Source organism: Mucilaginibacter sp. P4_D1 (assembly GCF_056401935.1).
In genome coordinates, this window is sequence record NZ_JBFUIJ010000015.1 from 12,046 (window position 1) to 38,573 (window position 26,528).

Annotated in this window: 26 protein-coding genes; 14 read left to right on the top strand and 12 right to left on the bottom strand. The window is 44.1% G+C overall.

Annotated features, from left to right (window positions below):
• Positions 1–5: 5 nt before the first annotated feature.
• Together AC1DV1_RS14865 and AC1DV1_RS14870 are read left to right on the top strand one after the other, a co-directional pair.
• Positions 6–2,192 carry a TonB-dependent receptor gene (locus tag AC1DV1_RS14865; protein ID WP_477360486.1) on the top strand — a complete coding sequence of 729 codons (2,187 nt, stop codon included), beginning with the start codon at positions 6–8 and terminating at the stop codon, positions 2,190–2,192.
• 34 nt (positions 2,193–2,226) lie between these two features.
• Positions 2,227–2,550, top strand: coding sequence for a hypothetical protein (locus tag AC1DV1_RS14870; protein WP_477360488.1), 324 nt, complete (start codon positions 2,227–2,229; stop codon positions 2,548–2,550).
• 43 nt (positions 2,551–2,593) lie between these two features.
• Here AC1DV1_RS14870 and AC1DV1_RS14875 read toward each other — a convergent pair whose 3' ends face one another.
• The 4 genes from AC1DV1_RS14875 to AC1DV1_RS14890 form a co-directional block, all read right to left on the bottom strand.
• Positions 2,594–2,836 (bottom strand): hypothetical protein, encoded by a 243-nt coding sequence (locus tag AC1DV1_RS14875; RefSeq protein ID WP_477360490.1) that lies wholly within the window; start codon positions 2,834–2,836, stop codon positions 2,594–2,596.
• Between the two features lie 22 nt (positions 2,837–2,858).
• Positions 2,859–3,251, bottom strand: coding sequence for a DoxX family membrane protein (locus tag AC1DV1_RS14880; RefSeq protein ID WP_477360492.1), 393 nt, complete (start codon positions 3,249–3,251; stop codon positions 2,859–2,861).
• A gap of 244 nt (positions 3,252–3,495) precedes the next feature.
• The gene (locus AC1DV1_RS14885; RefSeq protein ID WP_477360494.1) at positions 3,496–3,786 is read right to left on the bottom strand and encodes a putative quinol monooxygenase; all 291 of its coding nucleotides are present in this window, start codon (positions 3,784–3,786) and stop codon (positions 3,496–3,498) included.
• Entirely contained in the window at positions 3,752–4,390 is a 639-nt protein-coding gene (locus AC1DV1_RS14890) for an NAD(P)H-dependent oxidoreductase (RefSeq protein WP_477360496.1), read from the bottom strand. Before AC1DV1_RS14890 ends, AC1DV1_RS14885 begins: the two co-directional genes overlap by 35 nt.
• Before the next feature lie 99 nt (positions 4,391–4,489).
• Between AC1DV1_RS14890 and AC1DV1_RS14895 the strand changes: the two genes are divergently transcribed.
• Positions 4,490–5,386: a LysR family transcriptional regulator gene (locus tag AC1DV1_RS14895; RefSeq protein WP_477360498.1), complete on the top strand. Its 897-nt coding sequence runs from the start codon at positions 4,490–4,492 to the stop codon at positions 5,384–5,386.
• Between the two features lie 15 nt (positions 5,387–5,401).
• On the opposite strand, the gene AC1DV1_RS14900 is transcribed toward AC1DV1_RS14895, so the two are convergent.
• The 3 genes from AC1DV1_RS14900 to AC1DV1_RS14910 form a co-directional block, all read right to left on the bottom strand.
• Positions 5,402–6,199, bottom strand: a complete 798-nt coding sequence (locus AC1DV1_RS14900) for a polysaccharide deacetylase family protein (RefSeq protein ID WP_477360500.1) — start codon at positions 6,197–6,199, stop codon at positions 5,402–5,404.
• Entirely contained in the window at positions 6,180–7,148 is a 969-nt protein-coding gene (locus AC1DV1_RS14905) for a glycosyltransferase family 2 protein (RefSeq protein WP_477360502.1), read from the bottom strand. The genes AC1DV1_RS14900 and AC1DV1_RS14905 overlap by 20 nt, the downstream gene beginning before the upstream one ends.
• A gap of 299 nt (positions 7,149–7,447) precedes the next feature.
• Positions 7,448–8,620, bottom strand: a complete 1,173-nt coding sequence (locus AC1DV1_RS14910) for a glycosyltransferase family 87 protein (RefSeq protein WP_477360504.1) — start codon at positions 8,618–8,620, stop codon at positions 7,448–7,450.
• Between the two features lie 329 nt (positions 8,621–8,949).
• Here AC1DV1_RS14910 and msrA point away from each other — a divergent pair, with 329 nt between their 5' ends.
• The 5 genes from msrA to AC1DV1_RS14935 all read left to right on the top strand — a co-directional run bounded on the left by msrA (position 8,950) and on the right by AC1DV1_RS14935 (position 12,868).
• Positions 8,950–9,501 (top strand): peptide-methionine (S)-S-oxide reductase MsrA, encoded by a 552-nt coding sequence (gene msrA / locus AC1DV1_RS14915; protein WP_477360506.1) that lies wholly within the window; start codon positions 8,950–8,952, stop codon positions 9,499–9,501.
• A 368-nt stretch (positions 9,502–9,869) separates the two neighbouring features.
• Positions 9,870–10,673, top strand: a complete 804-nt coding sequence (locus AC1DV1_RS14920) for a 5'-nucleotidase, lipoprotein e(P4) family (RefSeq protein WP_477360508.1) — start codon at positions 9,870–9,872, stop codon at positions 10,671–10,673.
• A gap of 76 nt (positions 10,674–10,749) precedes the next feature.
• Positions 10,750–10,878, top strand: coding sequence for a DUF2256 domain-containing protein (locus AC1DV1_RS14925; protein ID WP_477360510.1), 129 nt, complete (start codon positions 10,750–10,752; stop codon positions 10,876–10,878).
• A 48-nt stretch (positions 10,879–10,926) separates the two neighbouring features.
• Complete coding sequence (locus tag AC1DV1_RS14930; protein ID WP_477360512.1) at positions 10,927–12,222, top strand: DASH family cryptochrome; 1,296 nt, start codon at positions 10,927–10,929, stop codon at positions 12,220–12,222.
• 46 nt (positions 12,223–12,268) lie between these two features.
• Positions 12,269–12,868 carry a hypothetical protein gene (locus tag AC1DV1_RS14935; RefSeq protein ID WP_477360514.1) on the top strand — a complete coding sequence of 200 codons (600 nt, stop codon included), beginning with the start codon at positions 12,269–12,271 and terminating at the stop codon, positions 12,866–12,868.
• A gap of 35 nt (positions 12,869–12,903) precedes the next feature.
• Here the strand turns inward: AC1DV1_RS14935 and AC1DV1_RS14940 are convergent, their stop codons facing one another.
• Entirely contained in the window at positions 12,904–13,119 is a 216-nt protein-coding gene (locus tag AC1DV1_RS14940; RefSeq protein ID WP_147053055.1) for a hypothetical protein, read from the bottom strand.
• 287 nt (positions 13,120–13,406) lie between these two features.
• Here AC1DV1_RS14940 and AC1DV1_RS14945 point away from each other — a divergent pair, with 287 nt between their 5' ends.
• Together AC1DV1_RS14945 and odhB are read left to right on the top strand one after the other, a co-directional pair.
• On the top strand, positions 13,407–16,235 hold the full coding sequence (locus AC1DV1_RS14945; protein ID WP_477360516.1) for a 2-oxoglutarate dehydrogenase E1 component: 2,829 nt from the start codon (positions 13,407–13,409) through the stop codon (positions 16,233–16,235).
• 143 nt (positions 16,236–16,378) lie between these two features.
• Entirely contained in the window at positions 16,379–17,971 is a 1,593-nt protein-coding gene (gene odhB / locus AC1DV1_RS14950) for a 2-oxoglutarate dehydrogenase complex dihydrolipoyllysine-residue succinyltransferase (protein WP_477360518.1), read from the top strand.
• A 64-nt stretch (positions 17,972–18,035) separates the two neighbouring features.
• Here odhB and AC1DV1_RS14955 read toward each other — a convergent pair whose 3' ends face one another.
• A complete protein-coding gene (locus AC1DV1_RS14955) occupies positions 18,036–20,372 on the bottom strand; it encodes a M1 family metallopeptidase (protein WP_477360520.1) in 2,337 nt (778 codons plus the stop codon).
• Complete coding sequence (locus AC1DV1_RS14960) at positions 20,369–20,959, bottom strand: HupE/UreJ family protein (protein WP_477360522.1); 591 nt, start codon at positions 20,957–20,959, stop codon at positions 20,369–20,371. The genes AC1DV1_RS14955 and AC1DV1_RS14960 overlap by 4 nt, the downstream gene beginning before the upstream one ends.
• A 66-nt stretch (positions 20,960–21,025) precedes the next feature.
• Between AC1DV1_RS14960 and AC1DV1_RS14965 the strand changes: the two genes are divergently transcribed.
• Positions 21,026–21,502 carry a DUF6702 family protein gene (locus AC1DV1_RS14965; protein ID WP_477360524.1) on the top strand — a complete coding sequence of 159 codons (477 nt, stop codon included), beginning with the start codon at positions 21,026–21,028 and terminating at the stop codon, positions 21,500–21,502.
• A gap of 180 nt (positions 21,503–21,682) precedes the next feature.
• Here the strand turns inward: AC1DV1_RS14965 and AC1DV1_RS14970 are convergent, their stop codons facing one another.
• A complete protein-coding gene (locus AC1DV1_RS14970) occupies positions 21,683–22,045 on the bottom strand; it encodes a nuclear transport factor 2 family protein (protein ID WP_477360526.1) in 363 nt (120 codons plus the stop codon).
• Between the two features lie 297 nt (positions 22,046–22,342).
• Between AC1DV1_RS14970 and AC1DV1_RS14975 the strand changes: the two genes are divergently transcribed.
• Complete coding sequence (locus AC1DV1_RS14975; RefSeq protein ID WP_477360528.1) at positions 22,343–23,338, top strand: hypothetical protein; 996 nt, start codon at positions 22,343–22,345, stop codon at positions 23,336–23,338.
• Between the two features lie 137 nt (positions 23,339–23,475).
• Here AC1DV1_RS14975 and AC1DV1_RS14980 read toward each other — a convergent pair whose 3' ends face one another.
• The gene (locus AC1DV1_RS14980; RefSeq protein ID WP_477360530.1) at positions 23,476–24,015 is read right to left on the bottom strand and encodes a 5' nucleotidase, NT5C type; all 540 of its coding nucleotides are present in this window, start codon (positions 24,013–24,015) and stop codon (positions 23,476–23,478) included.
• Between the two features lie 90 nt (positions 24,016–24,105).
• On the opposite strand from AC1DV1_RS14980, the gene AC1DV1_RS14985 reads away from it, so the two are divergent.
• Together AC1DV1_RS14985 and AC1DV1_RS14990 are read left to right on the top strand one after the other, a co-directional pair.
• Positions 24,106–24,855: a DeoR/GlpR family DNA-binding transcription regulator gene (locus tag AC1DV1_RS14985; protein WP_477360532.1), complete on the top strand. Its 750-nt coding sequence runs from the start codon at positions 24,106–24,108 to the stop codon at positions 24,853–24,855.
• Positions 24,856–24,861: 6 nt separating this feature from the next.
• The gene (locus tag AC1DV1_RS14990; RefSeq protein ID WP_477360534.1) at positions 24,862–26,031 is read left to right on the top strand and encodes an MFS transporter; all 1,170 of its coding nucleotides are present in this window, start codon (positions 24,862–24,864) and stop codon (positions 26,029–26,031) included.
• Positions 26,032–26,528: the final 497 nt, after the last annotated feature.

Sequence of the window (26,528 nt, forward strand, 5' to 3'; positions counted from 1 at the left end):
TATTTATGAAAAAAATCATAGTGCTTTTTACAGCACTTTCATATACCGCTACGGCGTATGCCCAGGATACGTTTAAAGCAATTATTAAAGACGCCAAAACTAACGAAACCCTTATTGGTGCAACAGCATTACTACAGGGAATTAATAAAGGGGCTACTGCCGATGCCGCAGGCCTTATAATATTAACCAATATACCCACCGGTAAACAGGTTATCCGCTTTAGTTATATAGGATATGAAAGCCGGCTGGATACCTTAACTTTCCCGTTTACCCAAACAGAACCAATAACCATATTGTTGCAACCTAAAGGAAAAGGCGATGGCGAGGAGCTGGGCGAGGTTACCGTTTCATCCACCCGAAGCAGCCGTACTATTGCCAATATTCCTACCCGGGTAGAGGTGATATCGGGCGAAGAACTGGACGAAAAGGCCAACATGAAGCCCGGCGATATCCGTATGATGCTGGCCGAAAGCACGGGCATACAAACACAGCAAACATCGGCTACCAGCAATAACTCCAGTATCCGCATCCAGGGGCTCGATGGCAAGTACACGCAAATTATACGGGATGGATTCCCGCTGTACTCCGGCTTTTCGGGCGGTTTGGGTTTGCTGCAGATAGCCCCGCTCGATTTAAAACAGGTGGAGGTTATCAAAGGGTCATCGTCAACCCTGTACGGTGGTGGTGCCATAGCGGGCTTGGTTAACTTAATATCTAAAACACCAACAGATCAAAGGCAGCTCAACTTCCTGTTAAACGGCACATCGGCATTGGGTTTGGATGCCAGCGGTTTTTATTCGCAGAAGTTTAAAAAGGTGGGCGCCACCATATTTGCGGCCTATAATCATGGCACAGCTTACGACCCGGCCCATATAGATTTAACGGCCATTCCTAAGTACAACCGTTTTACGCTTAACCCTAAAGTGTTTTTTTATCTTGACGATAAAACCACGCTGATAACAGGGATAAACAGCACTATTGAAAACCGCATAGGGGGCGACCTGCATTATATTGAAGGCGATGGCAATGCGCAGCATAGTTATTTCGAAAAAAACAAAACGGGCAGGTACAGCACCCAACTGGAGCTTGACCGTAACCTGAGCGATAAAGAAAAACTGGTGGTTAAAAACAGCGTAAGCTATTTTGACAGGGCTATTGACCTGCCAGGCTATCGCTTTTCGGGCCTGCAGTTTTCTACCTATAGCGAGGTCGCTTATTCGCGTAAAAGCGAAAGGTCTGACTGGGTTGCCGGGCTAAATTATCTTTCAGAAAAATTTAGCGAGGATAAGAACAGTAGTTTCGCACCCAGGGACTACAGTTACAATACCATTGGCGGCTTTATACAAAACACCTGGGATGCTACCCAAAAGCTAACGGTTGAAAGTGGCTTGCGTGGCGACTATCACAACAGGTATGGCTTTTTTATCCTGCCCCGTATATCGGCTTTGCTGAAGATCAACTCCCATTTTTCGACGCGTTTAGGAGGCGGGCTTGGTTATAAAGCGCCTACGGTATTTACCGAGGACGCCGAACGCATTCAGTTTAGGAACGTGTTGCCTATTGATGTTAAAAACACCACAGCCGAGCGGTCATACGGCGCCAGCTATGACCTTAATTACCGTACCGGTTTATTTGACGATAAGGTGAGCTTTAGCATCAATCAATTGTTTTTTTATACCCGGATAGAGAAACCCATCCTGCTTGCCTCGCTGCCGGATGGTAACCTGCAATACCAGCAACCCCGCGGCGACCTGAACACAAAGGGATTGGAAACCAATGTAAAGCTAACTTATGCCGATTTTAAGCTTTTTATAGGGTATACGCTGGCAGATGTAACACAGCATACAGGCAGCAGCATTACAACATATCCGTTGGTATCCAAACACCGGCTAAATAACGTATTGGTGTATGAACTGGAGAATAAGTTAAAAATTGGTTTGGAAGCTTATTATTTTAGTCCGCAACGTTTAAACGATGGCAGCGCCGGCAGGGGCTACTGGACAACCGGGCTGATGGCCGAGAAGATATGGGAACGTTTTTCGCTATTTATTAACTTTGAAAACCTGACCGATACACGGCAAACCAAGTTCGATTCCATTTATACTGGCAGTATTGCCAACCCGGTGTTTAAGGATATTTATGCGCCCTTGGATGGTTTTGTTATAAATGGAGGGATAAAGATCAGGTTGTAATAATATTTTGTGGTAGTAATCGTTTAAAAAGCCAATGAAAGCAATTTCTTTTGTGATGTTAGTTTGCTTGCTGCTACTTTCCGTTATTTCGGCAAGGGTGATGGCTGTTGCTAATACGCCCAAAAAGGATTGCTGCCACAAAATGGCTTCTGCCCCTTGCGGGCACAGTTCAAAAAAAGCCTGCGATGGCGGTATGTGCGCTACCATGTTATCATGCGGCACGTGCTGCTTTGTAAAAACAGAGCCGATTATTGTTGCACCAATTACTGCCACTTTTGGGGCTAAAAATGTTACGCCATACCGTATGGGCCATTTGTCTGATTATTCCATCACCTGCTGGAACCCGCCAAAAGTTTAATAAAAACATCTGCCTTTTTCAGAACGTATTTTTTTATTAAACATTAATCATTCAAAATCATGAAAAAAATTCTTTTCATCACAACGTTGGTGCTTTTTACTATTTGTAATATATCATTTGCCAATACACCTTGCTGCAATACCAAAATGAACCAATGCAACAAGTGTGCTAAAGCATGTACCAAACCAAACTGTTTGGATACCTGTGGCAAAGCCTGCAAAGCATCGGGCGAATGCACACGGAAGTGTGGTAAATAACAAAAATGCCCCGGCCAAGGCCGGGGCATTTTGTTATGCTTAAAAAGAACCTTACAACGTTGGTTTTGCCGTAAAAATACTTTTGTAATATTTAAAGTAAGCAATGCCTAAAAACAGGTTTAAAATAACTACCCCTAAACCCATTGGCATACCGGCAGGTGCCAGCAGGGTATGAAAAAGAAAGATATTTAACGAAATAGGAAAAAGTACAAGTACAAACAGGGCGGTGTAACGGTTAATGAGCAAAAACAGGCCGCCAACAATCTCAATAACTTTCATGTATTGGAAAAAGTAGCCCGAGCCAAACAATCCGCCGCTAAAGGCCTGTGCTTTATCGCTCATAGCCGGCTGCGCCATGGGGATAAAGTGGAAAAAGAAATTAAGACCAAATACTACGAATACCAGGCCCAACAATATGCGGGCAATTAATACAGCAATTTTCATAATGTGTTAGCGTAAAGTTTAAACACTAAGTTTGTTAATTTAAGCGACAATACCAAATTGTCATCCGGCTAATTAACTAACCTACAAGTTACTTGCATGTAGTTTAGTATCAAATTGTTTCTGCTGTTTACAGCGGCATTAAACGAAAGTGACTCAAATCGCGTCAATTCAATATATCGGCACAGTCCTGGAAAATGCAAAAGCCCGGAGCAAAGCCAGGCTTTTATTTATACAATGCGGCTGCTTAGGCTACCCTGTCTGTTTTATAAATGGTAACTCCACCATCAAGTATCGGGCTGGCTTGCGCTACAAATTTTTTGATGTGCGGTTGCTGGTTGTGCACATCCAAGCCTTCCTGGCTGGCCCAGGTTTCGTGGAAAATAAACTGGGTATCATTATCGGTTGATTGGTACAGCTCATACTGCAGGCAGGCCTCCTCTTTGATCGATGCTGCTACCAACTGCTCAAGGTAACCTTTTAGCTCGTCGGTATTACCTGGTTTACACTTCACTAAGGCTGTTAAGTATACTTTCATGGTTGTTGTGGTTTTTGATAAATAGCTTGTTTAAATGCTCCTGGTAATGTTGCAGGTTGGCTGCAATGTTAGCGTTTTTCATCACATCATAAAAATGAATACTTTCCAATGGTTCCATACCTGTAAAGGCATTCATGCGGTGAAAGCCAAACAAAGGGCCTTCATCAACGCTGTGCTCATTAAAAAATTCGCCGGGTAGGGTAAAAGCTGTTACCGGCGCGTTCCATGAAGTGGTTAGCAGGTATTTTTTGCCATGCATTAAGCCGCCGGTACCATAGTTAATGCCGGGGTTCTCGGCCGTGCGGCCGTCGCTGCGGTATATGCCATTTTGGTAGCCCGCTGTAAAAACCTCATCAATATACTTTTTAAAACCATGAGGTAGCTGAAACCACCAAACCGGTGTATGGTAAATAATTACGTCGGCCCATTTGTAGTTTTCGGCCTCCTGTGCGGGGTCATAAGCGTTGTTGATATCGGTCGACCGCACTTCAAAATCAGGGTTTTCCTCAAAGTATTTTACGGTTGTATCCAGCAATGTTTTATTGAACAGGCCGCCGGAATGGGCGAATATCTGCCCGCCATTTATAACAAATATATTTTTCATTTTTTATCTCGTGTTAACTGGCATCAAAATTACGGCACTATTTTCTATAATTAAAATAACATAAATCATACATTTGTATTATAATTATAATGATTGATTATGGTGAATTTAGAATGGTTCCGTACGTTTAAGGCGATATATGAAACAGGTTCGTTAACCGGCGCGGCCGAATCTCTGTTTATTTCGCAGCCAGGGGTAAGCCTGCATTTAAGCTCGCTTGAAAGTTACGTGGGTTACAAGCTGTTTGATCGCTCATCGCGCAAAATGGTATCAACAGAGCGGGCAAAGATTTTGTATAACTATATACAGGAGTCGATTTGTAAATTGGAAGAGGCCGAGCGGCATTTTCATAAAAGTACCGAGAAGGATGTGCCTACCATCAGCATTGGCATGTGTTTTGAAACTTTTCAGTTCACGCTGGAATCGTACCTGCCCACACTGCCTTTTAACGTGATCATTAAATTTGGCGATTATCCTCAAATGCTGGCCGATTTGGATAGCGGTATTCTTGATATGATCATTACCCCGCAAAAGGGTGATTATAAGGGTTTGGAATATAAGCCTTTTTTTAAAGAGCGTATTGTAGTACTGGCGGGGCCGCAAACCGATGTAGATGAATTTAATAAGCTGCTCAAAACAAAAGATTTGCCCAAAATACAGGATTGGCTAAAGGCCCAACGCTGGTACGGCTCATCGGGCGACATGGAGCACCTGCGGCGTTTCTGGCACACCAATTTTGGTAAACGCCCCGATTTTAAACCCAATTTTATAGTGCCCAACATGGGTTCCATTATCCGCTGCCTTAGCGGTGGGAAAGGTATTGCCGTAATCCCCGATTTCCTGTCAAAAACCGAGCGCGACCTGGGTAACATTAAACTGCTTTGGGAAGGTTATAATATTATAGAAAACACGCTGTATTTTGGCACTCGCAAAAAATCAATCTATGCCAGGGAAGTGGCTATGGTGCAGGAAATTTTTGAACGCGAAATGGCGTAAATAAAAGGTAACCGCCTAAGCAACTAAGGTGAGCTTCTTTTTATCTACCCCTTTGGCAAATTCATCTGTCCGCATAAATTCGTAGCCCTTTGACTTTCCCCAGCTGATAAACTCTTCCAGCCTGTTTGCAAAAGGTTGCCCCGAGTTTTTAACCACATATTTGGGAAATCCAAATCGGGCATCGTGCAGGTTAGTAAATTCCCAGGGGTGAAAATACAGGTTAAGGTAGCCATCTTTTTTATGGGTGATACCGCTCATCCACTTTAACAGCCCCATGGGCAGGTTATGAAAGCTGAGCCAAAATAACGGGAAACGGATCAACGGCGATACGGATGCCGGTATCTGCAACACATCCTGATCGTAAAACCAGCTGCGGGACTTGCCAAAGTTATTGTACCTGCCGGGGATAAATGTGGGATTGATGGATGAATTGTAGGTATAGCCAGCTTTGGCTATTTCGCGTTCATCAACCGGCATCATCCTGGCCATACGGAAGCCGGTTACCCCGGTTCCGGATATTTCTTCGAGTTTGGTTTTTGATTGCGCCAGGTGCTCGGGTTTAAAATCTGAATGATAGTAACCGTGCGAGGCTATTTCATGGCCTTCATTTACAATCTGGCTAATAACTTCCGGCTTATGCACGGCATAATTTGCTGTGCAAAAAAAGGTAGCGTTAATTTTTGCCGCTTTTAATATGGCCAAAATAACGTTAGTACCCTGGGTTGATATAGAAAGCTGCTCGGCAAATGATATTTGTTTGCCATACTCCAATGGCATATCAAACTCCTCGATATCAAACCCTAATAAGATCATTATTTACATTTACAAGGTTGGTAGACCTGATGAGATAATTTGGACGTGCTTTTGACTGCATAAATATTTTGCCTACGTATACGCCGATGATGCTTAATACCATTAACTGCAGGCCCCCAAAAAATGCTATGGTAGCTATAATAGATGCCCATCCGTTAACGGCATAACCTTCGGCAAAGCTAATTAAAACATAAGGGATGTAAAAAATAGTCATCAGGGAAACTGTTAAGCCAACGCCTGTCATGATATACAAAGGCCTTGCACTAAAAGCCATAATGCTGCCCACAGCCAGCTTTACCAGTTTTATAAATGAATAGCTGACTTCGCCGGTATGCCTTTTTGAGGGGGTGTAGGGTATGCCGTATTGTTTAAAACCGGCCCATTTAATGATGCCCCTTAAAAACAATTCATGTTCATCAATTTGTTTTAATTGCCTTACAACCTTTTCGTCCATCAGCCTAAAGTCGGCAGTGCCATCTTCCAACTTAATGTCCGATAGCATGTTTATGCCTTTGTAAAAAAGTTTTGAAGTAGCTTTCTGGTAAAATTTTGCATGCGGATTTGCGTTTTCGCGGTATGTATAAACAATGTCATAGCCTTCTTCCCAAAACTGCAGCATTTTTATTATCAGGCTGGGCGGGTGCTGCATATCTGCATCCATGGTTATAACGGCATCGCCGGTAGCAATACCAATGCCGGCCTTAAGGGCATTATCTTTCCCAAAGTTCCTGGAAAGCTCAATGAAAAATACGTTCGGATATATTTCGGCGTTGAATTTTATCTCATTAACAGTGTTATCGCTGCTGCCGTCGTCAACAAAAATCAACTCGAAATTATATTCAGTTTCGTTTAGCGTTTTGGTAAGCGCCTGGATCAGAAACCCCACATTATTCTGCTCATTATGGCAGGGGATAATGATAGAGAGCTTCATCTTTAAATCGGAAATCATATTGCTCAATAGGTTTTAAGGTTGCTGCAGGTCAGCTTTTACCGTATGAATATTTAATTGGTCATTAAAAAAAACACATAAATCAATAGCAACTGTGCTTGTTTTACTGTTAGGATTCCAGTACACCAATGCCCCGCTTTTCGTCAATACGTAGTTTTTTGTATAAATGTAACTTTCTCTTTACAAAAATAATAATTTATGTATCATTTTAATTACAAAGCGCATTTTAATGCTTAAATCTGAAGAAATTCTGAAGTATTGAAGGATAGAAGAAAAGGTGTAAAAAACAGACATTGAAATTATAATGCAGGCCTGGTTTCTGACTTTACAAAAGTCCGGCTTAGTGTTTCGTACACTATTTTCAGCCAGATTAAAAAACAGGGCAGCGACTTTAATTTGTAAGGCAGCACATACGTTTCGCGAATGGATCGTGGGAAAAGATCAGATGGCGACAGGGTGGTTAAGATGATGGCCAGTACCAGCAAAAATATTTCGAAACCGGTTACGGGCCTGTTTAAATTCATAAACCAGATACCCACACCCGCAAACGCAATGATATAAGTAGGCGACTCGGATCCGCTACTGAAAATTACAGCAAATATTAATGCCGATGACAGGATAAGTAAACGGTAAGGCGTCGATTTAAAACAGTTTATCCGCAGGTATGAAACGGCGAACAACGCCATTGCAGGGATAATTACCACCGTGTTTTTAAGCCCCGGGTAGTTTAATATTTTGCGAAAGAAGCCCATTACACAAATATCCTGCATAATAGAGCCTTCGTTTTGTAGGTTTTTACCTTTCAGGTCTATATACCAATCGCGGTAGGTTTGCACAATAAACGCTGGCGACGATATGAGCATCGGCAATACAAACATGACTACCGACCAAAAAATAAAGCTGGCGATGAACTTGAGTTTGTTATCGGAAAAAAAGAAGAACGCCAGGCCTACAATACCGTACAATTTGATGAACGTGCCCAGTGCAATCATTAGCGCCGCCCAAAAATCCTGTTTTTTGTTGATGAAATTGAAACTTAGGATAATAAGCCCGGCCACCAGGGGGTTACTTTGCACGTTGGCCGATGCTGTCATTAATTCATGGGCGCAAATAAGTAATACAATCACATATTGATTTTGCTTCAGCGGCAGCAGCTGGATGGCTTTAAACAGTACAAAAGCGTTAAACATTACCCAAAGCATAATACCCACGTAATCGGGAAAAAACGTAAAGGGCGCAAATATGATTGAAAATATAGGGCCGTAATGATTCAGGTCGTAATAATGTTCGGGATAAGCGGCGTACAGGTTTTGCTGGTGCAGCGTATGTAAAAAATTGTATTTGAAAATAGTGTAGTTATTAAAACCCTGGTGGTTCAGGATCTCTTTCAGCACGATGAGGAAACTCAAACCAAACCACGCAGAATATACAAAGGGTTTATAATAAATAAGTTTGGATAGTTTTTGAATCATGGGGATAAAGCAGGGCTCAAATATAGTAATCTATCAAGAATGTTACGTGGGTTTTAATGAGTTGATGGTTATCCGCATTAACATTAAGCGCTTCCCCCTCCCCACAAAATCCTTACACAGTAATGAAACAAAAAGGCTCGCAAATGAGTATTTTTACATTACGTAACGGCTCCGGTATTAAGTTAGTGGCCTTCAGTTGGAAGTCTTAAGTCGAAATTTGTCCATTTCCGGCTTAGAACTTAAGACTTTCGACTCAAGACTATGTGGCAATTTATGATTGAAACAACACTTATTATGGAGCTGTTTATCAATTTAAACAAAACAATAAAATGCCTTCAAATATTCAAAAAATAACTTTCGGCAACGGGTGCTTTTGGTGCACCGAAGCCGTTTTTCAATCGCTTAAGGGAGTAATTTCGGTAACATCGGGCTATATGGGCGGCCATGTTGATAACCCCACCTATAAACAGGTTTGCACCGGCACTACGGGCCATGCCGAGGTTATTGAACTGGAGTACGATGCCGATGTATTATCTTTAGACGAACTGTTGCTCGTTTTCTTTAAAACTCACAACCCTACAACCCTTAACCGCCAGGGTAATGATGTAGGGACGCAATACCGCTCGGCCATATTTTATACAACCGCTGAGCAAAAGGACGCGGCCATTGCCATGATTAATACCCTAACCAATGAAAAGGTTTTTGACAGCCCGATAGTAACCGAGGTAACGCCGGCCAGCCAGTTTTATCAGGCCGAAGATTACCATCAAAATTATTTTAACGATAATCCGGGCCAGTCCTACTGCGCGTTTGTTATCCAGCCGAAACTGAATAAATTTGCCAAAGAGTTCACGGATAAAATTAAGCCTGAGCTGTTGTAAAGCTATTTTGGTGCTGGAATATAGGGTTTTGCGAAATTTTAAAATGGTTTGTGACGGTTAATTAAGTTGCTATCATGTGTTTTGGTTCAAATAGTTATCGGCTTTAAACGCAGGCGAAGACTCACCCGGCCAACGCTGCGCTGGGCCACCCTCTCTTCAACTTCGTTGGAAAGAGGGGCTTGAACGACGCATATTATAATAAAAAATGAGCAAACCAGGTAATGAAATTTCCAGCCCCTCTTTCCGGCGCAGCCGAAGAGACGGTGGCCCTCGATGCATCGGGGCCGGGTGAGTCTTCGCCGCCGTGCGATATACGTCATCGCCCCAGCAGAATTTGACAAAATCCAAATCTCAACAATATACTACCAATGAAAAAAATACACCTACTGCCCGTAATCCTATTATTTACAGCCTGTGCCGCAACAAAACCCGTAGCTACAAACAGCGCTTCATCCATCACTAATAACGGTAAAGCATGGGCGTCTATATGGCAGCAAAGGGCGGCAGAGTATAAGGCTKTATGTTTCCAGGCCTATAATATTGCCAGGCTTAGGGTTGATGAAGGTGTAAAAAATCCGGGCGGCAAGCCACTGGCCATTGTTACCGATATTGACGAAACCCTATTGGATAATAGCCCCTATGATGCAGCCCGTGCCTTGCAAAACAAAGACTATACCGATGCAACCTGGAAGGAGTGGACCGACAAGACTGTGGCCGATACGGTACCAGGTGCCCCGGCGTTTTTTAAATATGCCGCCTCAAGAGGCGTCACTATTTTTTACATCACCAACCGTAACGAAAATGAGCGGGCAACAACCCTTAAAAACCTGCAGTTATATGGCTTGCCAAACGCCGACGACGCACACCTGCAATTAAAAACGGGTACATCAAGTAAAGAAGCCCGGAGGTTAAACGTGCTGAAAACCCACAATATCCTGCTGCTTTGTGGCGATAACCTGCCCGATTTTGATATACTGTATGATAACCACCCCACAGAGGAAAGCCGGGCGGCTACCACCCAAAAGCTGGAAAAAGAATTTGGCAGCAGGTACATCATCATCCCTAATCCATCTTATGGTGATTTTGAGGGAGCACTTTTCGGGTTTAATTATAAGCTTACGAACGCGCAAAAAGATTCAATCATCAGGGCTAAAATCAAGACGGATAAGTAAGTTTTTATTCAGCTTTTTTGGCATTTGATAATGACCAATGTGTTTTTTTGACACAGATAGCCTATCTTTAGCCATTATGTCTGCAAAAAACTTGCCTCATAAAACCTGTGCAGTTTGCAAAAAGCCTTTTRGTTGGCGCAAAAAATGGGAAAAATGTTGGGAAGATGTCAAATATTGCAGCGAACGGTGCAGGAGAAATAAATAAATTGCAAATTTGTAGCCTGCATTAATACAGTTAACTCCCTGTTTAACTATGAGCGATAGAACGATACTGGTTTGGTTTAGAAATGACTTGCGGATACATGATAACGAAATTTTGTTAGAAGCCGTACGCAAGGCTGATAAAGTTCTGCCGGTATATTGTTTTGATCCGTATTATTTTCAGCAAACAGCATCTGGCGCCAGCAAAACAGGAAGTTTCAGGGCCCGGTTTTTATTGGAGGCGGTGGCCGATTTACGTAAAAACCTGCAGGGCTACGGTGCCGAACTGATTATCCGCATAGGTAACCCGGCCGAAATTATACCCCAGCTTGCAAGTCGATACCAGGTAAGTGAAGTATATCACCACCGGGAGGTAGCCTACGAAGAAACTGCAAAATCGGAGGAGGTTGAAGCTGCCCTTTGGAAACTGCGGCTTAACCTGAAGCACTTTATTGGGCATACCATGTACCACAAGGAGGATTTACCCTTCCCGATAAAAGATATCCCCGATAGTTTTGCCATATTTAAAAAGAAAGTTGAGCGCGACAGCAACGTACGCCCATGTGTACCCACGCCCGAACATATTTATACCCCCGATATTGTCGACTGGGGTGAATTGCCAACCCTACAGCAGTTAGGCTTAAACCAACCTGTTGACGATGTGCGGGCAACCAATTATTTTCAGGGTGGCGAAACAGCCGCGCTGGTACAGTTGCATAAATATTTTTCAAAAACCGACCTAGCCGTTAAAGCCAAGGGTAAAGCAGGCATCATTACCAATACCTCAAAATTATCCCCATGGCTGGCTGTAGGCTGTATTTCGCCAAGACAGGTTTACTGGGAAATATTTAAGCATAACGATGCCCAAAGCAGCATGCTGAAACTGGAGCTGTTATGGCGCGACTATTTCAGGTTTATGTTTAAAAAACACGGACAGAAATTCATCCAGGCAAAAGTTACTGAAGAAACGGTTGCCATAAACAACGAAAACTTTGATAAATGGTCGGCAGGCAAAACCGGCATCCCGTTCATTGACGCCTGTATGCATGAGTTAAATGCCACAGGTTACATTTGCAACCAATGCCGCCAGATAGTAGCCACTTACCTTGTAAATGATTTAAAAGCCGATTGGATTAAAGGGGCCGCCTATTTTGAAGAAAAACTGATAGATTACTCGCCTGCAAGTAACTGGGGCAACTGGGCCTTTATTGCCGGTATAAATGATGCCAAAGTAAGCAAGTACACCATAGCGGCAATCCCGCAAAAAGAACTGGATACCAAAAGCGATTTTGTGACCACCTGGGAGTCATCACCTGTAGATGAGGCCGGGGATTTGGTAGGGGTGTGATGGGGCTTTTCGTTTTTTAAGACAATTTTATTTACTGTAAAATATCATGCCTGTTGGAGAAAAACAAAAGTTAATTACTGAAATTGTTAGCTCGATTTTAGGCGAGAGACCTCGATCAGAAAAGTTTCACTGGTTTATAAATCAACATCAACAAGGTCATTTTAAAGAGTCCTACCATATAATTGACAAGATACATTCTGACTTGGGAGGGAATAATTCGATTAAAAGGAGAGTTCAATTACAATGCGATGCCTATTTTGGTGGGAAATATAATTTCCTTTTTGAATTTGATGAATTTCAACATTTTAGTACAGCTCGACTAACGGCGTTGAATAATTATCCAAAAGATTTGAAACTAAACTATTCCGTCGATGAATGGAAAAAACTATGTTTAGCACATGCTGTCCGTGCAAATAAGTATAGATCAAATAAGGTTACTATAGACTTTAATTTTGTAGGAGGGCGCACCCATCAAAGGGCTTATTTAGACTGCTTTCGTGACTTGCTTCCTCAACACAATAACTTGAATCCAACATTAAGAATATCAGAATTCGAGGTAATTGGAATCAATCAAATAAATGCTGAAACTATTGGCAGAATAACGAGATTAATCGAGGGAAAAATAAAGTATAACGGTGATGCGTAGTATTTGCAATTAAAAGACACATTGGGACACCGTAATTACCACTGTCTTTCCTGATCTACATATTCATCAATGTCTAAGTTGCTCCATAAAGATGAGCCTATGCCGGACAGTGAAGATAGTTTTGTCTGTTTTTGTTTTCGTTCAGATTTACGGATCATTAGTGCAAGCTTTTCTAAAAGACTTAGCTGATCTTCTTTGTCCAGCCGTTCAACCTGCAACAGGATTTCATTGATGTTTAAATCTGCATTCATATTAACAAAAATAATAATATTTGTTCAATAATTGCTCTCCATAAAAATTCAAAACTTTACGCGGGGACCAAGGTTCCGCACCCGCTAACAGTTCTATTTGATAGCACGAGGAGAGATATGGCCAGATTAAGTTTTAGTCTTTTCAATCATAACCAACCGTATTTTATCCTCCAAACCATTCATTCCCATCAAAACTGCATCATTTTTAACTGAATTTCTTTACAATTAATTGTGAAGTATATTACCGTATATGCTTACTTTTGCACTGTTTTAAAGATCATTTTCACATGGATCGTCTAAATTATATCAATAGCGGCAACGCAGACTACATCAATTCCTTATACGAAGCATACAAACAAGACCCCGAATCGGTAGATTATGGCTGGCAAAAGTTTTTCGAGGGGTTTGAATTTAACATAAACACAAATGCAACAGGCACAGCAGCTTCAACAGCTGCACCTGGCGTTGATGATAAAACTTATGATCACTTTTTAAAAGAGATCAAAGTGCTTAACATGATAGATGGGTACCGCTCACGCGGCCACCTGTTTGCTAAAACCAACCCGGTTCGGGAGCGCCGTCACTATTATCCGGGTAAAGAGCTGGAAACATTCGGCTTGAGCGAGGCCGACCTGGATACCGTTTTTAACTCTGGTGTTGAAGTTGGCCTGGGCGCTGCTAAGCTGAGCGACATTCGCCAATTACTGGAAGATACTTACTGCCGTGCCATTGGCGCCGAGTACAGGTACATTCGCAATCCTATCAAAATCAAATGGTTTGAGGATAGGATGGAAAAAAACCGCAACACACCGTCTTTCACCATCGACGAGAAAAAATCGATGCTGAACAAGCTCAACGAGGCTGTTACGTTCGAAAACTTTTTGGGTACTAAATTCCTGGGGCAAAAACGTTTCTCGCTCGAAGGAGCCGAGGCGCTGATCCCATCCATGGATTCGGTTATTAAAAAAGGTGCCGATTTGGGTATCGAGGAGTTCATCATCGGTATGGCCCACCGCGGTCGCTTAAATGTGCTTACCAATATTATGGAGAAAACCTATAAAGAGGTATTCTCGGAGTTTGAAGGTAAAAACTTTGATTCTGAATCGCCTTTTGGTGGTGATGTTAAATACCATTTAGGCTTTTCAACCGATGTAACCACATCAAACGGAAAAAAAGTGCACCTGAGCCTTTGCCCCAATCCATCGCATTTAGAGGCGGTTGACCCGGTTGTAGAAGGTATCACCCGTTCCAAAATCGATTTTAAATATAATGGCGATCACTCAAAAATCGCCCCTATATTGATCCATGGCGATGCATCTGTTGCAGGCCAGGGTATTGTTTACGAAGTTTTACAAATGGAAAAACTGGATGGCTACCGCACCGGCGGCACTATTCACCTGGTTATCAATAACCAGATAGGTTTTACCACCAACTATAAAGATGCCCGTTCAAGTACTTATTGTACCGATGTGGCAAAAACAGTTTTGTCCCCGGTATTCCACGTAAATGGCGATGATGTGGAGGCTTTGGCCTACGTTGTTAACCTGGCCATGGAGTACAGGCAGGTATTTAACGAGGATGTATTTATAGATATCCTGTGTTACCGCCGCTACGGCCACAACGAGGCTGATGAACCAAAATTCACCCAGCCGTTGTTGTACAAGGCTATTGAGGCGCATGCTAACCCGCTGAAAATTTACAATCAAAAACTGATTGATGAAGGCAGCATTGATGCCACTTACCTGAAAGGGGTTGAGAAAGCATTTAAGGATGAGTTGCAGCAAAAGCTGGATGAATCAAAAGCCGAAGACAGGTTTACCGATACCATTGCCATGTTTGAAGGCGCCTGGAGCGGTTTACACCTGGCCAGCCATAAAGAGTTTGTGAAAGCAATTGATACATCGGTACCCGAAGAAGAACTATTAGCAATAGGTAATAAGTTAACCACACTGCCGGCCGACATGGAGTTTTTCAAAAAAATTGAAAAGCTGTTTGAAGACCGCAAAACGATGGTGAACCAGACCAAGGTTTTTGACTGGGCCATGGGCGAACTTTTAGCTTACGGAACCTTATTAAAAGAGGGCTACCCTTTAAGGTTAAGTGGTGAAGATGTTAAGCGCGGTACTTTCTCGCACCGCCACGCGGTATTAACCCTTGCCGATTCGGAAGATGAGTATACGCCATTGGCAACCATCGAAACAGATGCTAAACTGAGTATTTACAACTCCCTCCTATCTGAATATGGCGTACTTGGTTTTGAGTACGGTTACGCTTTGGCTAACCCTAACGCACTAACCATCTGGGAAGCTCAGTTTGGCGATTTCTTTAACGGTGCACAGATCATTGTTGACCAATATATTGCCAGTGCCGAAACTAAATGGCAACGCGGTAATGGCCTGGTGATGTTGCTGCCTCATGGTTATGAAGGCCAGGGCCCAGAGCATTCATCGGCCCGTGTTGAGCGTTTTATGGAGCTTTGTGCCGATGATAATATCCAGGTAGCTAACTGTACTACGCCGGCAAACTTCTTCCATATATTAAGAAGGCAAATGCACCGCGATTTCCGCAAGCCGCTTATTATATTTACGCCTAAGAGTTTATTGCGCAGTCCTAAGTGCGTATCGCCGATAGAAGATTTTACCAGCGGTAAATTCCACGAACTGATTGACGATACTTACGCCGATCCTAAAAAGGTAAAACGCGTACTGCTTTGTACCGGTAAAGTTTATTACGATTTGCTGGATAAACAACAAGCCGATAAGCGCAAAGACGTAGCCATCGTTCGTGTAGAGCAACTATACCCAACCCCGGTTACGCAAATACTAAAAGTAAAAGCCAAATACGAGAAAGCTACCGAGTTTATCTGGGTACAGGAAGAGCCCGAAAATATGGGTGCGTGGCCATACATTTGCCGCAAATTCCACAACGATACGGTAATTAACCTGAATGTGATATCACGTAACGAGGGCAGCAGTACCGCTACCGGCTTTGCCAAACAGCATGCCGCGCAGCAGGCCTACATTGTTTCAAAAGCATTTGAAGCGCCAGCCGGTAAAGTGGTAAAAGAAGCAATAAAAAAGACAACCAAAAAAATGGCTGATGCCGGAGCGGATTGAGTTAGGTGATACGTTTTACGTGGTACGTTATACGTGCTCATCAAAAACGTACAACGTATAACTTACAACGTTAGCTGACTATGCAAAACGTACAACTTAAAACGTATAACGTACAACCATTCAAAAATATACAATACTAAAATATGAGTTTAGCGATCAAAGTACCTACCGTAGGTGAATCAATAACAGAAGTAACCCTGGCAAGCTGGAAAAAAAAGGATGGCGATCACGTGGAAATGGATGAGGTTATTGCCGAGTTAGAATCGGACAAGGCCACTTTTGAACTTACTGCCGAGCGTGCAGGTACTTTACAAATTGTTGCCAAAGAGGGCGATACTTTAGCCATTGGCGCATTAGTTGCCAATATTGAAGAAGGCGAAGGCGCTGCTGCTCCTGCACCGGCTGCACAACCACAGCCCGAAGTTGTAGCTAACGCACCAGCACCGGCCCCAGTTGCCGCTGCCGCGCCTGTTGCTGCTCCGGCACCTGTTGCAGGTGGTGGTTCTTTAGAAATTAAAGTGCCAACCGTAGGTGAATCAATCACCGAGGTTACTTTATCCCGCTGGATAAAAAAAGATGGCGATGCTGTTGAAATGGACGAGGCCATTGCCGAACTGGAATCGGATAAAGCCACATTTGAATTAACTGCCGAAAAAGCCGGCGTATTAAAAACCATAGCCAAAGAGGGCGACGTATTGCCAATTGGTGCTATTGTGTGTACTATTGAAGGTGTAGGCGCTGCCCCTATTGCAGTTACCCCCGCAGTAGTAAGCGCAACCGACGAATCGCCTCGTGGCGGTGCGGCGGTACAGCCCGGGGGTGTTACTTATGCCTCAGGCACCCCATCGCCCGCAGCTGCTAAAATATTAGCCGAAAAAGGCGTTGACCCTAAAGCCGTATCGGGTACAGGTGTTGATGGCCGCATTACCAAAGGTGATGCATTGGGTGCACAAGCTGCAAGCGCAAAACCAGCAGCCCCGGCTACTCAGACCACAGCCCCCACGCCTCAGACCTCAGAACCCGCAACTCAAAACTCAAGGAGCGAGAAACGCGAGAAAATGACCTCGTTGCGTAAAACTGTGGCCAAACGTTTGGTAGCTGTTAAAAACGAAACAGCCATGCTTACCACTTTTAACGAAGTGGATATGCAGCCTATCATGGAATTGCGCAGCAAGTACAAAGATAAATTTAAAGAGAAACATGGCGTTGGTTTAGGCTTTATGTCGTTTTTCACCAAGGCAGTTACCGAGGCGCTGAAAGACTGGCCGGCTGTAAATGCCCGTATAGAAGGCGAAGAGATTGTATACAGCAACTACGCCGATGTTTCTATCGCAGTATCGGCCCCTAAAGGGCTGGTTGTTCCGGTGATCCGTAATGCCGATAGCCTTAGCCTTGCCGAAATTGAAAAAGCCATCGTGGTATTGGCCGGTAAAGCCCGCGAAAACAAACTCACCATTCCCGAAATGACCGGTGGTACCTTCACCATCACCAACGGTGGTGTGTTTGGATCAATGATGTCGACTCCGATATTAAACTCGCCGCAATCGGCCATTCTGGGCATGCACAATATTATTGAGCGCCCTGTTGCCGTAAACGGACAGGTGGTTATCCGCCCGATGATGTACCTGGCGCTGTCATATGATCACCGTATCATCGACGGCCGCGAATCGGTAAGCTTCCTGGTACGCGTAAAACAACTGCTGGAAGATCCTGCAAGGTTATTGTTAGGGGTATAATAAATCCTACTTAAATATTAAAAAAGAGGCTGTATCATAAATCATGATCAGCCTCTTTTTTATATTAATTCGTTTTCCTGGCATCCTGCATCGGGTTACTGCCCGATGTGGCTCCTCTTGGTAAAACCTGTTGCTTAAACAGCTCGAACCTTGTTGGGGCGTATTCGCGGGGCCAGCTGTTGTTGGCTTCGTCAATGTCGGCGGTTTCACGGTATGGGTCAAGTTTAATAGATTTTACTTCTTTGGCTTTGGCAAATACCTTGCTTACCTTAAACTCGTTTTTGCGCCAGATATAGGCCGGCAGTTTGTCAACCTCTTTGGTGCCATCGGTGTAAGTCCACTCAATGATGATTGGGCTTACCAGGCCGCCTTTGTTGCTGAAGGTAAGTTCGTAAAAATTGGTTTTGCTATCGTAAAACTTCTTTTCGTCGGGGCTTAAACCAGCATACATATCCTGGTAGGCTTTAGCGGTTAAAGGTGTTGGGGCAAAGCGGTCCCATTTGCTGTAAAAATCCTGCAGGGAGGTATCGGCCTCTACGGTAGTTTGCATACCTGCCGCTTTGTTGCGGGTTGTGCTGATGTTTTCCAGGTTACGGTCGTAAGCGGCACGGTCTGTAGCGCTTTCAAGGGCGGGATTTTTACTGTTTAATTTGTAGTATTTCACGCTATCTAATGATACGTCTACAGGTTCGGTTCCGTAAAACCATCCGCGCCAAAACCAATCCAGGTCAACCGCCGATGCATCTTCCATGGTGCGGAACAAGTCTTCGGGCGTTGGGTGTTTGAAGGCCCAGCGTTTGGCGTAAGTTTTAAAGGCATAATCAAACAACTCGCGGCCCATTACAGTCTCGCGCAGTACGTTAAGCGCGGTAGCCGGTTTGGCGTAAGCGTTAGGACCAAACATGATAATGTTTTCGGAGTTGGTCATGATAGGCTCCAGCTGATTCTTCGGCATTTTCATGTAATCAACAATTTTGTAGGCCGGACCGCGTGACGATGGGAATTTGGGGTCCCACTCCTGCTCGGTAAGGTACTGCGTAAATGTGTTCAGGCCTTCGTCCATCCAGGTCCACTGGCGCTCGTCCGAGTTCACGATCATCGGGAAAAAGTTATGGCCAACTTCATGGATAATTACACCTATCATCCCGTTTTTGGTGGCCTCGCTGTAAGTACCATCCTTTTCGGCACGGCCGAAGTTAAAGCAGATCATCGGGTACTCCATACCGTTTGCCGCCTCAACCGAAATAGCAACGGGGTAAGGGTACGGGATGGTATGTTTTGAATACGTTTTGATGGTATGCGCAACCACTTTAGTTGAATATTTGCTGTACAGCGGGTAAGCCTCGGGGCCGTAGTATGACATGGCCATCGCTTTGCGGCCGCCCTCAATCTGGGCGCTCATGGCATCCCAAACAATACGGCGTGATGATACCCATGCAAAATCGCGCACGTTTTCGGCATGGAAACTCCATGTTTTGCGGGCGGTTGCATGGCCTTTCATGGCATTTTTAACTTCATCCAAAGTAACTATCTGCACAGGTGTGGTTGCTGTTTGTGCCTTATTCCAGCGGCTTAGCTGCGCGCCGGTAAGGTTTTGGGCATAGTTGGAGCACTGGCCTGTACCGCCTACCAAATGATCGGCAGGTACATTAATGTTCACTTTAAAATCACCAAAAGTTAAGGCAAACTCACCGCTGCCCAAAAACTGTTTGTTTTGCCACCCCTGGAAATCGCTATAAACAGCCATTCTTGGGTACCACTGCGTCATGGTGTACAGGTAGTTGTTATCCTCGGCAAAGTACTCGTACCCGCCGCGGCCGCCAATAGTCATCCTGTCTGATATATTGTACCACCAGTTAATTTTAAACTTAAATTTTGCGCCCGGTGCCAAAGTGGTTGGCAACTCAATACGCATCATCGTTTCGTTAATAGTATAGCTAAGGGTACCACCATTGGCATCCTTTACGCTCTCAATGTGGTTACCCAAATCAAGGTTGTGGCCCATAACGCCTTGCAGCTGGCGCATGGTCATCTTGCCCTGCATTTTGCTTTCGGCAGTAGTAAAGCTTTCGGCATCCTTCATGTGCTGGTTTTCATCCAGCTGAACCCACAGGTAGGTAAGCGCATCGGGCGAGTTGTTGCTGTACGTAATGGTTTCCGATCCATCCAAACGCTGCTTATCATCGTTAAGGGTGGCGTTAATTTCGTAGTCGGCTTTCTGTTGCCAGTACTTGGGCCCCGGCGCACCCGATGCCGAGCGATAGCTGTTTGGGGTGCTTAGCATGGTACCCAGCTGCTCAAAACGGTTACCGTGATTGGAGCCGGGATTGTTGTCGTGTTGTGCCCATGATGCCGAGGCCATCAGCAGGCACGAAAATAGGGCAGGGTAAAATTTATTCATCTGAATTTAATTAGGAAAAAACGTTCGATACACATTATAAAAGCAATTCCAAATATAGCCGACGACAGGAACATCGTCCAGTCGCGCTGTGGAGTTTTGGCAAATTTGACGAGCAGGAATGAGATAAGTAACGCAGATATTACAATTAATACCTGCCCAAACTCCAGCCCGAGGTTAAAAGCGAGCAGCTGGCCGGTGATATTAGTAATGGTGCCCAGCAAACTTTTTAAGTAGTTTGAAAAGCCCATGCCATGTATAAGGCCAAAAAATAAGGCCAGCGCATAGTTAAGCCGCATAGTGCCCGTTGTGCGCTTTTTATTAAGCACATTAACCAAACTTGTAAAAACTATAGTAACGGGAATTAAAAACTCGATAAGCGAAGTGTTGATATGGATAACGTTTAACACACTTAAAGCCAGCGTGATAGAGTGGCCAATAGTGAAGGCCGTAACGAGTACCAACACCTTGCGCCAGTCGGCCAGCAGGTAGGTACCGCAAAGCACGGCGACGAATAAAATATGGTCGTACCCCTCCCAGTTACAGATATGTTGCCATCCTAACTGGAAGTATAATGAAAAGTCAGTCATTGAGCTAATTCGCAATTGCCAATAAAAATAACGTTTTTTGTCGAAAATAAAACACCCGGACGAGAGATGTTACAGTTGATGATGATAAGCTTGTTCAGCTTATTCCACCCTTTTTTTGTAAGTGTTACCGAAATTACCCACAACGCCAAAACCCAAAGCGTTGAGGTAAGCTGCCGCATTTTTTACGACGACCTGGAGCGTACCATAGAAAAGCAATACAAAACCCCGGTTGATATTGTACACCCCAAGAACAAGGCGAAGCTAAACGAGATGCTGAATGATTACATTAAAAAGCACCTGGCTATAAAAGCCGATAATAAAGTTATTGCCCTAACCTACCTGGGCTACGAGATTCAGGAAGATGGCGCCTGGGTTTACTTTGAAGCCAAAGGCATCAGCAAACCCAAAAAGGTTGATGTGCACGACGATTTGCTTTATACCGAACACCCCCAGCAAATAAACATGCTGCACGTAACCGTAGGCGGCGAGCGCAAAAGCGATAAACTGGATAACCCGGATAGTGAGGCGGGGTTTACTTTTTGATGTGCAGATTTCAAATATCAGATGTGCAGATGTTTTTTAATCATAGCGAAAGCCACCTGTCATGCTGAGGTACGCAGCATCTATTCGCAAACTGTGCGCGTACTTTGCAAGGCGTAGAATAGATGCTTCGTACCTCAGCATGACAGTATTCAATGGCAACATGGTTATGCAACAATACCCCTACTGCAACGGCGGAAAAAAGCTCACCAACCTTACTATCTTCCCATCCGCATCAAATTCAATATAATCTGTACCGCCCTTGGCTTCTTTACCGGGGATATCAACCGTCCAGGTGTACAAAGCCACGTTATGGTGATGCTCGGGCAGGGTGTGTAAGTGAAATATGCGGCCCGGTGCTAACTGGTGCGAGCCTACGCACAGCGCGGCAATGCCGTCAACCCCGGTTACATTTTCATAGTTAGGATCAGTGTAAATAGCATGGGCGGCCCAGCATTTGGCAAATGCCGCTTTAATGTCGTCCTCGCCTTGTACGTTCCACGAGGCTACGTATTGTTTAATAGTTTCTTCTGGTGATGTTTTCATTTGTATTACGTTTTAATGTGATACAAAGGAACTGAGGCGTAGCCGCAATAAAATTAAAGTAGTTTAATAAATAAAAAAGGGGGTGCGGTGGCAAGTCGATGCACTCCGAACATCGCTATGTTCATCTTGCCGTCATTATCTTCAAAGCATAGCCTGGTTGTTTCCCTTTTCATGATATGTGCAGGTAATGTAGGAGTTTGATGTACATTACCGATTAACATTATTTACTAACTTCATTGCGCATCAATTGAAGTATAGATTTATCGACATAAATATTAAAACAACAAAAATCATTACGTGAAACACTTTAGAATCCAGGACCAGGCAATCATCGACGAACAGATTTTAAACGACCGGTTGTTAGATAATGACGAAGTAATCATACAGTTTTCAAAACCAGTTTATACATCCGCAACTCTTTTACAAATAGATAAGTTAGTTTCAAAAAACAACTCCAGGTTAATGGTAAGGTTTTACAATGATGGATTTGATTGTGCAACGCTTGATGAAATTCCCAATGTGAAAGCCCTAGCTATTGACTGCGTGAGGAGCGTTAAGAATATTGAAAACTTAAAAAAGTTAAAATATTTAAATAAGATACGCTTAGGGATATTTGAATTAGAAAATTTAGAAATATTGTCCTTTGATAATCTAAAGAGCATTAATGAGCTGTCAATTGGTGATACAAAAAGTAAAGCGCTTAATCTTGATTACCTTAAAGATTATACCGATTTAAGAGATCTGCAAATAGTTGGGCATACAAAAAATATCAGTGCCTTATCAAGCTTAACACAACTAAAAACACTTCGATTGAATTCAGTCAGCAAGGTGCCATTAAGTTTTGTTAACGATCTTAAATATCTTGAAACATTGTCAATAATACTTGGCGGCAGGACAGATATCAACGAGATAGATGAAAATAGTATTGAAAATCTTGTTATTGATTGGGTTAGAGGATTTAATGACCTATCAGCTATTAAAAAGTTTAAAAACTTAAGAACATTGCATGTTGAAAATGAAATTCAATTAAAAGAGATAGATTTTCCGGAATTAAAGCTTTTAAAAGATATAAAAGTACTGGATTGCAAATCACTGAAATCAATGACTGGACTTGAGCTACTAAGTTCGCTTGAAGATTTAAGAATTTCGAGTTCGGCGATAGATTTTGAAAAGTTCATCACCTACAAGTTCCCGGAAAAATTAAAAACACTGGCATTTTATACCTGGAAATCTAAACAAGATAAGTTAAACAGGGCCGTTTTAGATAAAATGGGATACCATGAGTTTAGTTAAAACAGGGCAATAATGCGATGCGGTAAATAGAGCCTTCTTTCTCCAGGATGACAGGGAAGTTGAATATTTTATAGGTAATAAGCACTACCTCCTTCTGTATTATTAAGCCTACTCCAATCCATCCCTACAAAACTGTCTTAATTCTTGATTCCTTCCCGTTCTCCCTCCAGCAGTTCCAGCACCTCGGCCCAATTATTAACCCTTTGGTGGTGATGCAGGTTGGTATTATGGAAAGCATCAAACATAATGGGCTTGCCGTGGCAGTAGTCCAGGTTTTTGCAGTGGTCGTCAATTAAAAAGTCGGTTTTGATGATGCTTTTATCGCCGCAAAAAACAATATTTCGCCAGTTGATGAACGGGAAGTGCTCGGCCAGCCATTCGTATTTCTCGGGAAGCGATAGCGGGAACTCCATGGCTGCCGATACAATATACACCTCAAAATCTTCCATTAATGATTTTACCGCCTCAACGGCTCCTTGCATCAGCGGCAACGTTCTGAAAAAGCCGGGTTTGTTCACCATCCCGTGGCCTTTGCCTTTAAAAGCGTCGTACTCGGTCATGCCTGCAATATCCTGCCGGGTAAGCCTTATGCCGGTTTCCTGTTCATAGTAGTCAAAAAAATGGGGCTCGGTATCGGCCATTACGCCATCCATGTCAATCGCTATCGTTTTTTTCATCTGGTTTGCAATATTTTTCTGCAAAGAAAACCATTTTATGCAATATTTTGCAACTTTTATTTTAAGTTTGCAATAAATTGCAATTAAGCTATGATTAAGGACGAACGCTTAGAACAAATATTGGCGCATGTGGCAAGGCAGCGCAGCGTATCACTTACCGACCTCAGCAACGCGCTCAATGTATCAGAAGATACCATCCGTCGCGATATCAAAAGCCTGTCGGACCAAGGCCTGCTGAAAGCCGTTCGCGGCGGGGCTGTGGCGCATTCGCCTACGCCGCGGCACTTCCGGGCAAGGGAAAAGCACGATATGGACCAAAAACGTATTGTAGCCTCAAAGGCATTACAATTCATAAAAGACGGGCAGGTAATCTTCCTCGACGGCGGTACCTCCATCCAGGCCCTGGCCGAGTTGATCCCCGCCGATATGAAGATCACTGTGGTTACCCACAGCTTCCCGGTAGTGAGCGTGCTGGAAGATCATCCCACGGCCGAAGTGATATTTGCCGGCGGCCGGCTTTGTAAAACCGCTTTTACCACCATTGGTTATGAAACCATCCAGACTTTCAAAAACTTCCGTGCCGACTTGTGCCTCATGAGCGTTTGCAGCATTCACCCAACCATGGGCTTAACTACCGTAAACCACGACGAAGCACAGGTAAAACGTACGATGATGGAAATGGCCGGCCAAACCATCGCACTATCCACCATCGATAAATTAAACACCGCCGAATCGTACTACATAAGCCCCGCGACAGCTATAGATATTATTGTTACCGATGCCGAAGCCAACGACGATAGGCTAACCGCCTACAAGCAAGCCGGCATCACCATAATTTAACCCCAATTGAAAAAGAATTTAATTCCCCTTACCCTTGGCGGCCTTGGCATAGGCACCACCGAATTTGTAATGATGGGGCTACTGCCTGATATCGCCAAAGATTTCCGGGTGAGCATCCCCGTGGCCGGGCACCTCATCTCCGCCTACGCGCTTGGTGTAGTTATCGGCGCGCCTTTACTGGTGGCCATCAGCAGCAACTATCCGCCTAAAAAAATACTGATCGCCTTAATGGTCATGTTTACCGTTTTCAACGCGTTCTCGGCTTTCGCGCCCGATCATAATGCTTTGTTTATCGCCCGGTTGTTATCCGGTTTGCCACACGGCGCTTTCTTTGGCGTGGGCTCGGTAGTGGCAAGCCGCCTGGCCGAGAAAGGGAAACAGGCGCAGGCCATATCGGTCATGTTTGCCGGTTTAACCATTGCCAACCTGTTAAGCGTTCCACTGGGTACCTACATCGGTCACCATTATTCGTGGCGGTACACGTTTGGGCTTATCGCTTTTATCGGGCTGATGGCGCTGTTGTTCATCCAGCTTTGGCTTCCGGCTTTACCGGTGAGCCGTGAAGGCGATATTAAATCTGAAATGGGCTTTTTTAAAACCCGCGAGGCCTGGCTCATTTTGCTCATCACTGCTATTGGCACCGGCGGCCTGTTTTGCTGGATCAGCTATATAGCCCCGCTTATGACTGATGTGAGTCATTTTTCGAAAGATACCGTACCCTTCGTACTTATCATTGCCGGCCTGGGCATGGTAATTGGCAATTTTATGGGCGGCAAACTGGCCGACTGGGTTGCTCCCGTAAAAGCCTGCTTAATATTGTTAATCAGCATGGCCGTGGCGCTCATCACCATCTATTTCGTATCGGGCAACCAGGTGCTGTCGCTCATCATGACGTTTATAACCGGCAGCCTGTCTATGGCCATCGGCTCCCCTATCCAGATCCTTATGATCCGCACCGCCAAAGGGGCCGAAATGCTTGGTGCGGCAGCCACACAAGCCGCCTTTAATACCGGCAACGCCTTAGGCGCGTTCCTTGGCGGCCTGCCGATAGCCATGGGCTACGGCTTTACCTCGCCCGAGTTGGTAGGCGTTGTAATGGCAGTAACCGGGGCTTTGTTTGCGGTGGTGTTGTTTAAAAGGCAGGCAGCGGTGAAAAGAGAGCTTGAAGTGGCGTAGATAGCTTTGTATAATATGGGCGTTGCCTGCGGCCGGGCCATTCGTTCATACTGCACAGGCATTGGGCGCGGCCGGCCCGAGATGCCCGCGCAGGGCCGGTATCCACTTTTGTCCTTAACGCTAAGCTGCGGAGAGCGGGGGCACACCGCCTGTAATTTATTTTGTTGAAATGTTATTGTTTGCTGAAATATATTTGGTTAACTTTATGCAAACCAATACTTTATCAAAGATGACCTCATTTGTAATCTCACTCACAGGTGTTTCTAAAACTCAATATTCATTTTCCGGGCATAAATATACCCGAACGTGCACGGCTACTGTGGCGACATCGACCGAAGGTTACAACATACTGACTATTAGCCAGTTTGAATAAAAGTCACCTTATTTAAGACTACAAAACGATTATCGGCGGGAAATTGCGACAATTAACATTGATTTAGCCGCACAGCGACCGGAAACACCGCCACCGTAAGTAAAATTCATTTCAAAGAAGTAAA